The organism is Methylobacterium sp. CM6241 (assembly GCF_054817845.1).
The window spans coordinates 4,100,323-4,115,281 of sequence record NZ_CM139246.1; the positions used below are offsets into that span (position 1 = coordinate 4,100,323).

The 14,959-nt window shown below is 69.1% G+C and carries 15 protein-coding genes; 8 read left to right on the forward strand and 7 right to left on the reverse strand.

All coding sequences use genetic code 11. From position 1 onward, the window contains the following. The first annotated feature begins 63 nt into the window (after window positions 1-63). Window positions 64-1,197, forward strand: coding sequence for a spore photoproduct lyase family protein (locus ACYQR9_RS19190; RefSeq protein WP_461227725.1), 1,134 nt, complete (start codon window positions 64-66; stop codon window positions 1,195-1,197). Between the two features lie 42 nt (window positions 1,198-1,239). Here the strand turns inward: ACYQR9_RS19190 and ACYQR9_RS19195 are convergent, their stop codons facing one another. Further along, window positions 1,240-1,644, reverse strand: coding sequence for a winged helix-turn-helix transcriptional regulator (locus ACYQR9_RS19195; protein ID WP_461227726.1), 405 nt, complete (start codon window positions 1,642-1,644; stop codon window positions 1,240-1,242). A gap of 76 nt (window positions 1,645-1,720) precedes the next feature. Here ACYQR9_RS19195 and ACYQR9_RS19200 point away from each other — a divergent pair, with 76 nt between their 5' ends. Then, complete coding sequence (locus tag ACYQR9_RS19200) at window positions 1,721-2,332, forward strand: FMN-dependent NADH-azoreductase (protein WP_056425100.1); 612 nt, start codon at window positions 1,721-1,723, stop codon at window positions 2,330-2,332. Window positions 2,333-2,458: 126 nt separating this feature from the next. On the opposite strand, the gene mutL is transcribed toward ACYQR9_RS19200, so the two are convergent. The 3 genes from mutL to ACYQR9_RS19215 all read right to left on the reverse strand — a co-directional run bounded on the left by mutL (window position 2,459) and on the right by ACYQR9_RS19215 (window position 5,783). After that, the gene (gene mutL, locus ACYQR9_RS19205) at window positions 2,459-4,441 is read right to left on the reverse strand and encodes a DNA mismatch repair endonuclease MutL (RefSeq protein ID WP_461227727.1); all 1,983 of its coding nucleotides are present in this window, start codon (window positions 4,439-4,441) and stop codon (window positions 2,459-2,461) included. A 71-nt stretch (window positions 4,442-4,512) separates the two neighbouring features. Beyond that, complete coding sequence (locus tag ACYQR9_RS19210) at window positions 4,513-5,337, reverse strand: hypothetical protein (protein ID WP_461227728.1); 825 nt, start codon at window positions 5,335-5,337, stop codon at window positions 4,513-4,515. Beyond that, window positions 5,334-5,783, reverse strand: coding sequence for an abscisic acid-deficient protein Aba4 family protein (locus ACYQR9_RS19215; protein ID WP_461227729.1), 450 nt, complete (start codon window positions 5,781-5,783; stop codon window positions 5,334-5,336). Before ACYQR9_RS19215 ends, ACYQR9_RS19210 begins: the two co-directional genes overlap by 4 nt. A gap of 39 nt (window positions 5,784-5,822) precedes the next feature. Here ACYQR9_RS19215 and ACYQR9_RS19220 point away from each other — a divergent pair, with 39 nt between their 5' ends. Continuing rightward, window positions 5,823-6,476, forward strand: a complete 654-nt coding sequence (locus ACYQR9_RS19220; RefSeq protein WP_461227730.1) for a TetR/AcrR family transcriptional regulator — start codon at window positions 5,823-5,825, stop codon at window positions 6,474-6,476. A gap of 75 nt (window positions 6,477-6,551) precedes the next feature. Here the strand turns inward: ACYQR9_RS19220 and ACYQR9_RS19225 are convergent, their stop codons facing one another. Both ACYQR9_RS19225 and ACYQR9_RS19230 read right to left on the reverse strand, forming a co-directional pair. Further along, window positions 6,552-7,568 (reverse strand): KpsF/GutQ family sugar-phosphate isomerase, encoded by a 1,017-nt coding sequence (locus ACYQR9_RS19225; RefSeq protein ID WP_207411809.1) that lies wholly within the window; start codon window positions 7,566-7,568, stop codon window positions 6,552-6,554. Window positions 7,569-7,691: 123 nt separating this feature from the next. Further along, window positions 7,692-7,976: a hypothetical protein gene (locus ACYQR9_RS19230; protein WP_348646105.1), complete on the reverse strand. Its 285-nt coding sequence runs from the start codon at window positions 7,974-7,976 to the stop codon at window positions 7,692-7,694. Window positions 7,977-8,280: 304 nt separating this feature from the next. Here ACYQR9_RS19230 and ACYQR9_RS19235 point away from each other — a divergent pair, with 304 nt between their 5' ends. Next, window positions 8,281-9,969, forward strand: a complete 1,689-nt coding sequence (locus ACYQR9_RS19235; RefSeq protein ID WP_461229843.1) for a methyl-accepting chemotaxis protein — start codon at window positions 8,281-8,283, stop codon at window positions 9,967-9,969. Between the two features lie 50 nt (window positions 9,970-10,019). Here ACYQR9_RS19235 and uraD read toward each other — a convergent pair whose 3' ends face one another. Then, a complete protein-coding gene (uraD, locus tag ACYQR9_RS19240; protein WP_461227731.1) occupies window positions 10,020-10,961 on the reverse strand; it encodes a 2-oxo-4-hydroxy-4-carboxy-5-ureidoimidazoline decarboxylase in 942 nt (313 codons plus the stop codon). Window positions 10,962-11,313: 352 nt separating this feature from the next. Here uraD and pucL point away from each other — a divergent pair, with 352 nt between their 5' ends. The 4 genes from pucL to ACYQR9_RS19260 all read left to right on the forward strand — a co-directional run bounded on the left by pucL (window position 11,314) and on the right by ACYQR9_RS19260 (window position 14,904). Then, entirely contained in the window at window positions 11,314-12,156 is an 843-nt protein-coding gene (gene pucL, locus ACYQR9_RS19245) for a factor-independent urate hydroxylase (RefSeq protein ID WP_461227732.1), read from the forward strand. 51 nt (window positions 12,157-12,207) lie between these two features. Beyond that, window positions 12,208-12,702 carry a P-loop NTPase family protein gene (locus ACYQR9_RS19250; protein WP_461227733.1) on the forward strand — a complete coding sequence of 165 codons (495 nt, stop codon included), beginning with the start codon at window positions 12,208-12,210 and terminating at the stop codon, window positions 12,700-12,702. 113 nt (window positions 12,703-12,815) lie between these two features. After that, complete coding sequence (locus tag ACYQR9_RS19255) at window positions 12,816-14,246, forward strand: protein adenylyltransferase SelO (RefSeq protein WP_461227734.1); 1,431 nt, start codon at window positions 12,816-12,818, stop codon at window positions 14,244-14,246. A 43-nt stretch (window positions 14,247-14,289) separates the two neighbouring features. Next, the gene (locus ACYQR9_RS19260) at window positions 14,290-14,904 is read left to right on the forward strand and encodes a hypothetical protein (RefSeq protein WP_461227735.1); all 615 of its coding nucleotides are present in this window, start codon (window positions 14,290-14,292) and stop codon (window positions 14,902-14,904) included. Window positions 14,905-14,959: the final 55 nt, after the last annotated feature.

The following is a 14,959-nucleotide window of genomic DNA, read 5'->3' on the forward strand; positions in this document are numbered from 1 at the left end:
GTCGACCCTGCGACCCCGGCGCGCGCCGGGAACCCTGGGGCATCGCCGCCGCGTTGCTCCGCCATGGTCCTCGAAGACGTCACACGCGATCCCCTGACGGCCGAGCCGGCGAAGGCCGGGCCGGTAGAGGGTGCGCGTGACGCGCGCCTGTGGCGGCCGCGCCGTGTCCTGGTGACGCCGGCGGCCCTGGACCATGCCCATGGCCGCGCGATGCTGGCGCGGGCCGAGGCGCTCGGTCTCCCGGTGGAGCGCCTGAAAAGCAACCGTCTCACCAGCCTGCGCGACGCGGATCCGCGCCGGGCCTATCGCGAGGCGAAGGCGACCCTCGCCATCGTGGTGGCGCCCCCGACCAAGCTGAGGCTGCAGCCGATCCCGCCCAGTGCCGACTGGCGCTTCGATCTCGCGGAGGGCTGCCCGGCCCATTGCCAGTATTGCTACCTCGCCGGCTCCCTGTCCGGCCCTCCGGTGACGCGGGCCTATGCCAATCTCGACGCCATCCTCAGGAATCTGCCGGCCTATCTCGGCCAAGGCGGCGTCACCTCGGCCCAGGCCGGCCGGGTCGACGAGGGCACAACCTTCGAGGCTTCCTGCTACACCGATCCCCTCGGCATCGAGCACCTGACCGGCTCGCTCTCGGCGGCGATCACGCATTTCGGCGCCTGGGACGCGGCGGTGCAATTGCGGTTCACGACGAAATTCGCCGCCGTCGAGCCGCTCCTGGCCCTGCCCCATCGGGGCCGGACCCGCGTGCGATTCTCCCTCAACGCGCGTCCCGCCGCGCGCTACGAGGGCGGCACCGCCAGTCTCGACGCCCGCCTGCAGGCGCTCGGGGCCATGGCCCGCGCCGGCTACCCGGTGGGTCTCACCATCGCGCCGATCATCGCCGTTCCCGATTGGCCGGACGCTTATGAGGGGCTCCTGCGGGAGGTGGCGGAGGCGCTGTCCGGCGTGTCGAACCCTGACCTCACCGTGGAACTCATCACGCACCGGTTCACGCCGGGGTCGAAGGACGTGCTCCAGGGCTGGTATCCCGGCTCCGACCTGCCGATGCGGGAGGACGAGCGCAGTCGCAAGCTCACCAAGTTCGGCTCGGTGAAATACGTCTACCCCCGCGATCTGATGCGGACCATGCGGGAGACGATCACCGCCGCCGTCGCGCGCGAACTCCCTTTCGCCCGGATCCTCTACTGGACCTGAGCGGCCGATCCGCCCACCGCTCGGCTTCCGAACGTCCCCGCATCAGTCCGGACCCGCCTTGCCGTCTGCATCGAAACGGGTCCGCGCGGCCTGGATCGTGGGCAGGTTCGCGAAGGCCCAGGAGCCGAGCGCCTGGACCGGCACCTGAAGCGAGCGGCCGAGCTCGGTGAGTTCGTAATCCACACGGGGCGGGATCGTCGGGGTGACCGTGCGCGAAACCAGGCCGTCCCGCTCCAGGCCGCGCAGGGTGAAGGTGAGCATCCGCTGGGAGATGCCGCCGATGACCCGCTTCAACTCGTTGAAGCGCCGGGGCCCGTCCGTGAGCGTCATCACCACGAGGATGCTCCATTTGTCGCCGACGCGCGCCAGCACCGTACCGACCACCCGGCAATCGCCGGGGCGGTGGGAGGCCTGTGCCTCGGTTACATCCATGTGTCCGGGTTCCACGAATGTGCCTCCTTGCGCGAGCGCCACTCCGGTACTCTATAGCGCCTCGGTATATTTCTGATACCGAGGATCGAACATGAACCTTCTGCACATCGACAGCAGCATCCTGGGCGAGCATTCCGTCAGCCGCGCGGTCTCGGCCGCCATCGTCGCCCGCCTTCAGGCAGGGTCACCGAACCTCGTGACGACCTATCGCGATCTGGCCGCCACGCCGATCCCTCATCTCTCCGGCGCCTATCTCGCGGGCCATCAGCCCAATGCGACCAACACGCCGGACATCCAGAACGACGTCGCCCTCGGCCGCGCGGTGCTGGCGGAGTTCCTGGCCGCCGACATCGTGGTGATCGGCGCGCCGCTCTACAATTTCACGATCTCGACCCAACTCAAGGCCTGGATCGACCGCATCCTCGTGGCCGGCCAGACCTTCAAATACACGGAGAGCGGCGCCGTCGGCCTCGTGCCCGAGAAACGCATCATCGTCGCCGTGTCGCGCGGCGGCCTTTACGGTGCGGGGTCGCCGACGGCTTCGGCGGAGCATGCCGAGACCTATCTGCGGGTCGTCCTCGGCTTCATCGGCGTGACCAACCCGGAATTCGTCATCGCCGAGGGGATCGCCCTCGGTCCCGAAGCCCGCGAGAAGGCCCTCGCCGGGGCGCTCGACGCGGCTTCCGCCCTGCCGACCGCCTGAGGACCGACGAACCGGCGCCGCTCTCTAGAGCTGCGCCCGACCACGTTGGGCCGGGGCACATCTCCAGGCCTTTGTTTTGCCGCGCTCTTTTTCGCCGAACCGGCATCCACTTCGGCGGAGAGCGCTCTAGCGCCGGCCGAACAGCCGCTCGATATCCTGGAGCTTCAGTTCCACGAAGGTCGGGCGGCCGTGGTTGCAGGTGCCGGCGAACGGGGTGGCCTCCATCTCGCGCAGGAGCGCGTTCATCTCCTCGGGGCGCAGGCGCCGGCCGGCGCGGACCGAGCCGTGACAGCTGATGCGCGAGAGGATCGCGTCGAGGCGCCGCCCTAGCGGGCCACCTTCGGTAGCGTCGGCGCTGCCCTCCTCCAGCCCGCTCGCGTCGAGGGCGTCGAGGACGTCCTCCAGCAGGCGGCGAGCGGACGCACCGGCCAGCGCCGTCGGCATCTCACGCACCAGGACCGCACCGGTGCCGAACGCCTCCAGGGTGAGGCCGAGGCGGTCGAGGTCGGGTGCGGCGGCGACGAGGCGCTCGGCGTCCTGCGGCGCCATCTCCACCACGTCGGGGATCAGGAGGCCCTGGCGGGCGATGCCGCCGGCGGCGCGCTCGCGCTTCAGCCGCTCGTAGACGAGGCGCTCATGGGCCGCGTGCTGGTCGACGAGGACGATTCCGTCGCGGGTCTGGGCGACGATGTAGGTCTCGTGGAGCTGGGCGCGGGCGGCACCCAGCGGGTGATCGTCCGGCAGGGGCTCTGCCTCCGGCTCGCGGATATCGGCACCGGGCGGTGCGAGATCACCGGAGAACAGCGCCTGTCCGGCTTCCTCGAACCCCGCCCCCTCGAATCCTGCCGTCTCGAACCCTGCCCCGGACCGATCGAACGCCGCTTGCGGGGCCTCGAACAGGCCCGCCCGCGCACCGAAGGACGCTGCCGGCGCGAGGCCGGCGGGCGCGCCGAACGAGGGCAGGCCCGGCGGAAGCGGTGCCCTGCCCGACCAGGCGCCACGTCCCGAATGTGCGGTCATTGCAGGCCGCACCGTCGATGAGGGATGGCCCAGACGCAGGGCGTCCAGGGTGCGGGTGGCCCCCGTGCTGGCGTTGCGCGCTCCGACCTGCCGCAGGGCCTCGTGAATGGCGCTGACGATGAGGGCGCGGACGAGGCCCGGCTCGCGGAAGCGCACCTCCGTCTTGGCGGGATGGACGTTCACGTCGACGAGGGCGGGATCGCAGGTGATGGCGAGGCCGAGCACCGGATGACGGTCCGAACTCATCGTGTCGGCATAGGCCCCGCGCACGGCGCCCAGCAGCAGGCGGTCGCGCACCGGGCGGCTGTTGACCGTGAAGTGGATCTGGTTGCCCGCGCCGCGATGGTAGCTCGGCAGGCCGATATGGCCGGACAGGGCGAAGCCTTCCCGCGCCATGTGGAGGGGGGCGGAACTCGCGCCGAAATCCGGCCCCAGCACCGCCGTGAGCCGGCGCAGGTCGGCGTCGTCGCCGGTCTCGGCGGAAAAGACCAGGGGGCTGCCGCTCTCGGAGCGGAGGGCGAAGCGGATCCGGGGCTGCGCCACGGCGAGACGCCGCAACCCATCGGCGATGGCCAGCGCCTCGGCGCGGTCGGATTTGAGGAATTTCAGCCGTGCCGGCGTCGCGGAGAACAGGTCGGTGACCTCGATCCGCGTGCCGCGCGGGCTCGGTGCGGGACGGACCTCGCCTTTGATCCCGGCATCGACCACCAGGGTCGATCCGGTCTCGGCTTCGGCGGTGCGGCTGGTGAGGGAGAGGCGGGCCACAGCCCCGATGGAGGGCAGCGCCTCGCCGCGAAAGCCGAGTGAATCGATGCGGGTCAGGTCGCCGCCGGGAAGCTTCGATGTGGCGTGGCGCTCCACCGCGAGGGCGAGATCGTCGGCGCTCATGCCGGCGCCGTCATCCACCACGCGGATCAGCCGGCGGCCCCCCGCCTCGATCGTCACCTCGATGCTGGTCGCGCCCGCATCGATGGCGTTCTCCACCAGTTCCTTCACGGCGGAGGCCGGGCGCTCCACCACCTCGCCCGCGGCGATGCGGTCCACGAGGATCGGGTCGAGGCGGCGGACGGGGCGGAGCACGGGTGGCATTCCCCCGACCATAGGCGAGCGCGCCGCCGCCTCAAAGCGCTGCCGACGTCATCGCGGTGGGAAGGACGCGGTCAAAAGAAGGGAAAGGCGAGGCCCTGACCGGCCTGGACCCAGGCGATTGCGATGACAATGCAGAGGAGGCAGGCCGCCAGCGTCACGAGCATCCGTCGCCTCGGCAAGCCGAGGGCGATGAAGCCGGCGGCTGCGAGCGGCACGATCTGTTCCCCATGCATGCCGAGGAAATGCGCGATCCTCAGATCGCCGCCCGCCCGGTTCCAGCCGAGAAGGGGCAGGCCGGCACCGGTCGGGCCGACCGCATGGCCATGATTGACGCTGAGGGCGATGCCGGTGGCAGCCCCGAGGATCACCGTCGTCGCGAGGCCGAGAAGGACGGCCAGGCGCAGGCTCGGCTCGAGGCCGGGACGTGGCCGGACCGCCACCGCGACGGCCAGGGGAATCTTGGCAGCGAGCAGGGTCAGCGCCATGATCCCCATCAGGGCGTAGAGGGACGCGTGCAGCGGATCGCCGTCGTTGAAATGCGAGGCCTCGGCCCGCGCCGCCTGCAGGGTGATGTAGCCGAGCTCGAACCCGCCCGCGACGATCAGCAGGAGCCGGCCGGTACGCAGCGAGCGGGAACGGCGCCGATCCGGCCGGACGTAGCCGGTGAGCCAGGCGAAGGTCAGGGCGTATAGACCGACCGAAACGAAGAACTTCGCGGGCTTCGCCCAGACGAAGGCGCTATCGATGAGCCGCCCATCGACCAGGGGGAGTGCCAGGGTGACGGCGCCGGTCAACAGACAGGCGAGGCCGAAGGCGGTGAGGACGGGATCGTCCGCCCGAAGCCGGGCGAGTGCCGTGGGGTGGGGAGCGTCTCCGCCGAGGGTGAAGGTGGTCATGTCCGGGTCTCCAGGCCGAGCCTGCCGGTGCTGAATCCGATGACGAGGGCGAGGAGGAGACCGGCCGGGCCGACCAGGAAGGTGAGGACGAGGCAGGGCAGGAGCAGCAGCGGCGAGATCCCCGCCCCGATCCCGGCGCGAGCGATCCAGGTGCCGACGAAGAGGTCGAAGGCGAGATAATGGATCCAGCCGGCGGTGAGTGCATGATCGTCCGCGAACAGGGCGCGGACCGCCTCGATGGAGTCGAAGCCGCCTTTCGCTCCCCCGGCCAACCCTGCCGCCAGGGCGCCGAGATAGGCCACCGCCAGGAATGCCGGCAGGACGAGGCCGGTGCCGATCCAGGTAGCCCTTCGGAGACGGGGAGCGAACAACGCGATGGCGAGGGCGATCCAGCTCAACAGGGCGATCGTGCTGCAGAGGGAGAACAGGCTGGCTGCGGGGATCACGTCTTGCCCATCCTTATCTTGACATCGTATAGATCGAGCATGAACGCGCATCTTGACACTGTCAAGTCGTCTAAGGACGTCGGGACGACCGAGGCGGCTGCCTACCATCACGGCGATCTGCGGGCCGCCCTGATCCAGGCGACGACGGCCATCCTGCGAGAGCGCGGGATCGATGGATTTTCCCTGAGGGAGGCGGCACGACGCGCGGGCGTTTCGCCGGCGGCCCCACAGCATCATTTCGGCGACGCGCGCGGATTACTCACCGCCGTGGCGACGGAGGGGTTCCGGATGCTGGGTGACGCGCTGGCGGCTGCCGATTCCACCGCGACCGACCGCGACGGGCGCATCCGTGGCCAGGGCCGGGCCTATGTCGGCTTCGCCCTCGACCATCCGGCCGAGTTCGACACGATGTGGCGCTGTGCGCGGATCAATACGGGCGACGCGGCCTACGCGGCGGCCGCCGGTCGTGCATTCGGGCTCCTGAAAGCGGCGGTGGCCGGAACCCCTTTCGAGGATGGCGGACGACCGGCGGCGTCCCATCATACCGCCCCGGACCCGAAGGCCGTCGCCTGCTGGTCCCTGGTCCATGGTCTCGCTCGGCTCGCCCTCGACGGGGCGCTGGGGCCGGCCGAGGCGGCGCGCGGCGCAGTCGATGCGATGCTGGAGCCTATCCTCGACTGCCTGACGGTGTGATGCCGGGACGACGCGCGCTTAGCGTGAGAGCGGGGGGCGGATACGCTCCGGGCTTCGCGGAGGAAAGGCCCGTCGTCAGGCGACCCCGGCCCGCAGCAGGTCGTGATAATGGACGAGGCCCACGGGGCGCTCGTTCTCCACGACGATGAGCGAGGTGATCTTCATCGATTCCTGGATTTCCAGGGCCTTGGCGAGAAGGGTCTCCGGGCTCACGGTGCGCGGCCGGACGCTCATCAGCGCCTCGACGACGAGGCCGTCGAGATCGGCCCTGAACACGTTGCGGCGCAGGTCGCCGTCGGTGAGGATACCGGCGAGGCGGCCGTCCTCTTCCACCACCACCACCGATCCGAATCCCTTGGCGTCGATCTCGGCGATGGCGGCGCGCATGCCCGTGCCGCGCCGGACCACCGGCAGCTGGTCGCCCGCATGCATCACCTCGCGGACCTGACGGAGCGAGGCTCCCAGGCGTCCGCCGGGATGGTAGATGCCGAATTCGCGGGCTGAGAAGCCGCGGGCCTCGAGCAAGGCGACGGCGAGGGCGTCGCCCAGGGCGAGCTGCATCGCCGTAGAGGTCGTCGGCGCGAGCCCGTTGGGACAGGCCTCGCGGGCCTTGGGCAGGGTCAGGCAGATATCGGCCTCCCGCCCGAGGGTCGAGCCGGCATTCGCCGTGATGGCGATGAGGCCGACCCGGTAGCGCCGCGCATAGCCGATGATGTTGGCGAGTTCCGTGGTTTCGCCCGACCAGGACAGGGCGACGACGACGTCCTCCGGCTGGATCATGCCGAGATCGCCATGGCTGGCCTCGGCTGGATGAACAAAGAGTGCCGGCGTGCCGGTGGAGGCCATCGTCGCGGCGATCTTGCGGCCGACATGGCCGGACTTGCCCATGCCGGTGAGGATGGCCCGGCCCTTGGCGCCGGAGATCCGGGCGACGGCCTCGGAGAAGGCCGTGCCGAGACCGTTGCCGATGGCCTCCATCAGGCAGCGCAGGCCCTCGCGCTCGGTCTCGATGGTCCGAAGGGCGGAGGCGACGGCGGGGAGGTGCCCGGCATCGGGCTCGGAAACCCGCTTCTCCGCTGCAGCAACGCCCATCCGAGATCCCCGTATCGTCCCCGGTGCGCCCGGCACCGTTCCAAGCCGCCTATGCAAGGGGAATGTGGTCGGATGGGGGCTTGGCGTCGTCGACGCTCCGAGCCCGTTGCGCCAACGGCGCAATCAGGGGCGCGGGGACGGATGCGTGTGAGGTGCGTGGGGCGGCACCTTCGGCTCATCGGCCCGAATACCCCCGGCACCTTGCGGCACCGGAACGGCATCGCCGCTCCGGATGGCCTCGGCTTCGTTGCGAGGACCGGCCACGCCTTCCGTTCCGCCCGGTGCGGTGGCGGCGTCGCGGCCCGAGGGGGCGCCGTAGCTCTGGGCGGCAGCGAGGCTCGCGGATGCGATCACAAGACCGGCCGCGAGAGTAACGGTGAAGAAGCGTGTCATCGGTCGTGCTGCCACGGTTGAATGTCTCACGGTGATTGGTTGTCGGCACGTCAAACCGAAGTCAATGCATTGCAATCCGCATGCCGGAACAGATCCCAATGCGCAATCGTCCTGTTTCGGACGAATGGGGAAATGGGGCGAGGCACGGCCGGATTGGGCATCGCCCTGCAGATCTCTGACGATGACAGAAGAATACATGTGTCGCGAAGGGATGAGGAAGAGACGAGGCAATCAAAAGTGAACCTTAAGGATTCCGAGGGAGTGTCGACATTCGATCGCCCCACCGAATGACCGGATGGTGGTCTTGATGAGGTTCGTTGTGACGCTCCAGGCTCTCCCGATTTGCACGAAGCTCATCGTGGCTTTCTCGATACTCACCGTCTTCATCATGGGATTGGGGCTGCTCGGGATTCTGGGCACCCTGCGCATGCGTGAACAGGCACTCCACATCGAGACCAACTGGCTTCCCAGTATCCGTGTACTTGGCGAGATCGATACACTCACGGCGAGAAACAGCGCCGTCATCCTGCGCCATGCCCAGGAGACCGATGCGCAGAAGCAGGCCACGATCGAGGGTGACCTCGTCCGTTTCGGAAAGAAGCTCGAGGAGAAGAAGAAATCCTACGAGACGATGATCGCGTCCCCCGGGGAGCGCGACCTCTACGAGGCGTATACCCGTGAGGCCGCGAAATTTGCCGTGGTGCGCGACGCCATCATGGATCTCTCCCGCAGCGGAGAGAAAGCTCAGGCCTTCGCCCTGTACGAGACCAAGGGCCTCGCCATCCGCCGAGGCGTGTCGGAGGCCCTCGAAAAACTCGTGAACCTCAATAATGTCGGTGCGGATATGGCACAGGCGCGCAGCAAGGAGGTGTTCGAGCAGACCCGGACCCTAGGCATCTCCGCCATCGTCGTCGCCGTCGTGCTGTCCGTGCTCTCCGCCCTCGTCATCATCCGGGGCGTCACCGGAGGGATCGATTCCGTGGTGCGGCCGATGCAGACCCTCGCTGCGGGCGACCTCTCCGTGACCATCCCGCACCAGAAGGCCCGGACCGAGATCGGGCGCATCGCCGATGCCGTGCAGGTGTTCAAGGACGGCCTGTTGCGCATGAAGGCTCTGGAGGAGGAGACCGCCCTGGCACGGGCCGGCGCGGAAGCACAGCGCAAGTCGGCCATGCGAACCATGGCCGACGGTTTCGAAACCGCGGTCGGCGGGATCATCCAGAGCGTCACGAGTTCGGCGACGCAACTGCAGGCGACAGCCCAGAGCATGGCCGGCACCGCCACGGAGACCGCTGCGCAATCCACCAGCGTCGCCGCCGCCGCCCATCAGGCCGCGTCCAACGTCACCACCGTGGCGGCCGCGGCCGAGGAACTCGGCTCATCGGTGCACGAGATCGGCCGTCAGGTCAGCGCCTCGGCCGACATGTCCCATGCGGCCGTTCAGGAGGCTGCCCGGACGACGACCTTCGTGAAGGACCTCAACTCGGCGGTGCTGAAGATCGGCGATGTGGTGACGATGATCACCTCGATCGCGGCCCAGACCAATCTCCTCGCTCTGAACGCCACGATCGAGGCGGCGCGCGCCGGCGAGGCCGGCCGCGGCTTCGCCGTGGTCGCGGCGGAGGTCAAGGAGCTCGCCAACCAGACGGCCAGGGCGACCGAAGAGATCGGCGGCCACATCGCCTCGGTGCAAAGGTCGACGGATCAGGCGGTCTCGGCGATCGGCGGCATCACCACGCGAATCCAGGAAATCAGCGGCGTCTCGACGTCGATCGCGGCGGCCGTGGAGCAGCAGGGCGCCGCGACACAGGAGATCGTTCGCAACGTGGCCCAGGCCGCTACCGGCACGAGCGAGGTGACGGTGAACATCGTGGGCGTGGCGGACGCCGCCGAGGAGACGGGAGCGGCGGCCAGCCAGGTGCTCGGCGCGGCATCGGAACTGTCACGCCAGTCCGAGCATCTCAACGTCGAACTCGGCCGCTTCCTCGCGACGATCCGCGCCGCCTGACCGGGGCACTCCCTCGCGGGATCTGCGACTCACCGTCTCCACGGACGAGCTCAGCTCCCGCGATAGGTCTGGTAGCTCCAGGGGCTCGCCACCAGCGGGACGTGGTAGTGACCCTCCGGGTCGCTCACCCCGAAGCGCAGGGTGACGATATCGAGGAAGGGCGGTTCCGGCAGTCCGGGATTCGTCCGCCGGAAATGGTCGCCGATGCCGAACCGCAATTCGTAGGCCGCGATCGGCACCGGCCTCCCGCCGATGAGGGGCGCGTCGGTGCGTCCATCGGCGTTCGTCACCGTGCTGGCCACGAGGGCGGCCCTGTCGTCGGAGACCCATTCGTACAGGGACACCGTAACCCCGGCCGCCGGCCTGCCGGAAGCGGTGTCGAGGACGTGAGTGGAGACGCGGCCGGTCGTGCGCAGCCTGCCCTCCCCCTTCACCAGAGCATCAAGGCGGATCGCGGCGATCCGGAACACTTCCTGCTCTGCTGTCGCCCGCTCCATCGCCGGCGTCGAGGCCAGACGTTGCTCGAACGTGCGGAGCAGCGAGGCGCGGCCGTGTCGCTCGACGCACAGGATGAAGGGAAAGCCGAACGTTGCGCGATAGCGCGCGGTCAGGCTCTCGAACCGCGCAGACTCGTCCTCCGAAAGCCGGTCGAGCCCGGCCGAGGCTCGTTCGGCGTTTGCATCCGCAGCAAACGTGCCGGCGCGGGCGGCGTATTGGCCAAGCTCCGCGTGGTTGGCCAGGAGAGCGAGCCGATCCGTCTCCGGGGCCGCCTCCACCGCGGCCCGCATGGCGGCGAAGAGTTCGGCCAGCGTCGCATAGGGACGGCCTCGCACGGCGTCTTCGGCCACCCACGGCGCATGATCGAACACCGCCGCGAGGGCCGTCACGAAATGCGCGGCCGGTGCCGCGTTGAGGCTGGCGAGGTCGAGTTTGGCGAAGCCGGAGACGGCAGGCTCCGTGCCGCCAGCCCCGGCGGCCGCTGGAAGGGTCATGGCATCCCTCGCTGCTGGTTCATGCCGCCTCGACGGCTCCGGCGGAGGTGCCGAACCGAGCCGGTTTCATGCGCTTTCGTAGCAGGCAACGGACCAGATCGGGCAAGCGGCATCGGGACCCTATCCGCTCCGGGCCGTAGGCTCGGCCGATTCCGCTGGCATACCGCTTGCGGACGATTTTCCCGCTTGCAGACGATCTTCCGGAGAACCGGGACCCCCGCGCTCTGTCGGAGCGGCGGACCGAACGGCATCCGCTGGCCGGTGATGATCGGTCTGGTCTTCCCCGACAGGTCGTTCTCGCAGACTATCGCCCATGCGGCCGAGGCCTTAGGCAAACGAGAAGGAACCGATCATGGCCCTGACGGCGTCGACCTACGGCAAGGGACGGGTGCGGGTGATGCGGCTCGCCCGCGACGGCGACCACCATACCCCGCGCGAACTCGACGTGAAGGTGCTGATGAAGGGCGGTTTCGACCGTGCCTGGACAGCGGGCGACAACCGGGCCTGCGTCGCCACCGACAGCGTCAAGAACATCGTCAACGTCACGGCGGCGAAACATCTCGCGGCGGAGAAGGAAGCGTTCGCCAGCGCCGTGGCATCGGTCTTCCTCGACACCTACCCGCAGGTCGAGGAGGTCGTGATCGAGGCGCGGGAGACGCGCTGGCTGCGCCACGCCATCGCGGGCGTGCCGCATGGCCATACCTTCACCCTCGACGGCAACGGCGTCGGCTTCGTCGAGCTCACGGCGAACCAGGCCGGGTCGGTGCTGAAATCCGGCTTGCGCGGCTACACCTTCATGAAGACGACCCAGTCCGGCTGGGCCGATTTCGTCGACGATCAATACCGTACCCTGCCGGATACCAGCGACCGCATCGCCGCGACGAGCATGGACGCGACCTGGACCTGGGCCGGCATCCCGGCCGATTATGCTGCCGCCAACGCCCAGGTGCTGGCGACCCTCATCGCGGTGTTCGGCACGACGTACAGCTACGGTGTCCAGGACAGCATGTACCGGATGGGCGAGGCGGTTCTGGCCGCGATCCCGGAGATCGCCGAGATCGCCTTCGCCATGCCCAACAAGCACTACATCCCGATCAACCTCGCGCCTTTCGGCCTCGACAACCCGAACGCTGTGTTCCTGCCCACCGACGAACCGCACGGACAGATCGAGGCGACGATCGGGCGGGAGCGGTAGCGCGACGCACACTCTGGCGGCGGCGACCGCTCATCGGCTAAGCAGGTCCGCATGCAGCGCGTGATCGTCATGGGGCCGCCGGGTAGCGGGAAATCGACCCTGGCGAGACGCCTGGGCTCCGCCCGCAGCCTGCCCGTCTTCCATCTCGATCAGGCCTATTTCCGTCCGGGCTGGGGGCCCGTGCCGTCCGAGGCGTTCCGCGCCGAGGTGGAGCGTCTCGCGGCGCTCCCCCGCTGGGTCATCGACGGGAACTACACCGACACGATCGGGCCGCGCTTCGAGGCGGCGGACACCCTGGTCTATCTCGATCTTCCGGCCTGGCTCACGATGGCGCGGGTGATCCGCCGGCTGGCGGCGAGCTACGGCCGGGTCCGGCCGGATGCGGCGCTCGGTTGCCCGGAGCGGCTCGATATGGAGTTCCTGCGCTACGTCTGGACCTGGAACCGCAAGAGGCGGGCGAGGAACCTCGCTCTGATCGAACGGTTTCCCGGCAAGGTCGTCATTCTGGCGAGCCGTGCGGAGCAGCGCCGGTTCGAGGGGGCATGACTCTCCCCCGATAGGCGCTCGCGTTATCGGGGGAGCTGCCTTCGGGGGTGGCTGTCATCGCCGCGCCGCTCTCGCTAGAGTCCGGCCTCCATCGCAGGAACCCGCGCTCGCCCATGCCATCACCCCGCACCGCCGCGAAGCACATGGAACTCGGCCCCGACTTCTACGACGTCGTGGCCGCCGCCGATTTCCCGAAGACGATCCTGCGCTATCGCAACCGGCCCTGGTCGGCGCGGGTGGGGCTCGACGGTCTGTCCGACGAGTCGTGGATCGCGCATTTCGGCCGTTTCCAGCCGCTACCCGGTAGCCTGCCCCAGCCGCTGGCGCTGCGCTATCACGGCCACCAGTTCCGCTCGTACAACCCCGATCTCGGCGACGGGCGCGGCTTCCTGTTCGCGCAGCTCCACGACCTCGTGGATGGGCGTCTCCTCGATCTCGCGACGAAGGGCAGCGGCACCACGCCATGGTCGCGCACCGCCGATGGACGCCTGACCCTGAAGGGGGGCATGCGCGAGATTCTCGCCACCTCCATGCTCGAGGCCCTGGGCGTCAACACCTCGAAGACCTTCAGCCTGATCGAGACCGGCGAAGACTTGGAGCGCGGCGACGAGCCCTCCCCCGCCCGGTCCAGCGTCCTGGTGCGGCTGAGCCATTCCCATATCCGCATCGGCAGCTTCCAGCGCCTGCTGGCGCTGGACGAGCCGCACAACATTCAGAAACTCCTCGATTACACGGTGGGGACCTACCTGCCCGACGCGTGGCGGGAGGAGACCGGGCCCCGCGCCGTCGCCTTCCTGGAGGAGGTCTGTCGCAGGGTCGCCCGCACGGGCGCCCAGTGGATGGCGGCGGGCTTCGTCCATGGGGTGCTCAACACCGACAACATCAACGTCACCGGCGAAAGCTTCGATTACGGCCCGTGGCGCTTCGCGCCCGCCAGCGATCCGAGCTTCACCGCCGCCTATTTCGACGTTCAGGGGCTCTACAGTTTCGGCCGGCAGCCCGAGGCGCTGTTCTGGAACCTCAGCCGGCTCGCCGAATGCCTGATGCCGCTCGCCGACCGCGAAGCCCTCGAAGGCGCGCTGAAGGTCTTCGGGACGAGCCTTCAGGATGCCTTCGCCGAGGCCCTCCTCGCCCGGCTGGGCCTGGCAAAGCCGGCGGACGAGGCAGACCTGCACCGATTCGTCGCCGCCTTCTGGGGCTTCCTGGCGAAGAGCCGGGCGCCGTTCGAGCAGACGTTCTTCGACTGGTATGGCGGCCTCGCCAGCACCGACCGCGCGGCGGCGAGCCCCTCCTCCGCCTTCTACGAGCGCGAGGATTTCGCCGCCGTCAGAACCAGCCTCGCTTCCCTGTCCCCGGCGGAAGGAATCCGGCTCGATCACCCGTATTTTGCGCGGCGCGAGCCCTGCACGATGTTGATCGAAGAGGTCGAGGCGTTGTGGGATCCGATTGCCGAGCGGGACGATTGGTCGGCGCTCCATGCCAAGCTCGATGCCATCGCCGAGATGGCGGAGGCCTATGGTACGGCGCCTGCACCGGCCGTCTGAAGCGACGCCCTGTTTCGGACACATGGCTGCGTAGGTTCGGGCGATGGCGGCGGTCGACGTCCGCCAGGACGGCACGATGACGGATATTCGGATCACGGCGGGCTCCTTCGGCGAGGGAGTGGCCACCTACGACAACGGCGTGTTCCGCTTTCCCAACGGCGATATCCGTGGCGTGGAGGATCTCTCCGATCTCGGCCTGCCGACCGACCCGGCGACGGAGCCGCATTGGAGCGGCGACATCGTGCGCGGTCTCCAAGGCGCGCTCGCCACGACGACCAAGGCCCTGCCGTCGCCCTTCGGTTTTGCGGCCTCCTTCGTGGGGCTCGGGCTCGATGTGCTCGAATCCTCGGCCACGACCACCGCGACCCTGCCGATCACCTTCACCGACGGCGCCAGCGCGACGATGGCCGCCGACCACGCCATTGCGGCGATCCTTATGCGCGACCGTGAGGTGGTGCGCCTCGCACTCGAACGGAGGGCTCCCACCCCGGCGGTCGAGCCTGCACCGGCCCCCGAGCCTGCGCCGGCGCCCGAGTTGGCGCCGATGAGCCCGGCATCGGATCCGGCCGACCCGACCCTGACCTCGATGTTCCAGTACGAGAAGCGCAAGGGTCGCCTGCGCCGCGTGGTGACCGAGAAGGCGCCTCAGGAGACGTGAGCACGCGCTACCGCCCCGCACGTCGCTGACGCTTGCTCTCCTATAAGCGGTCTCC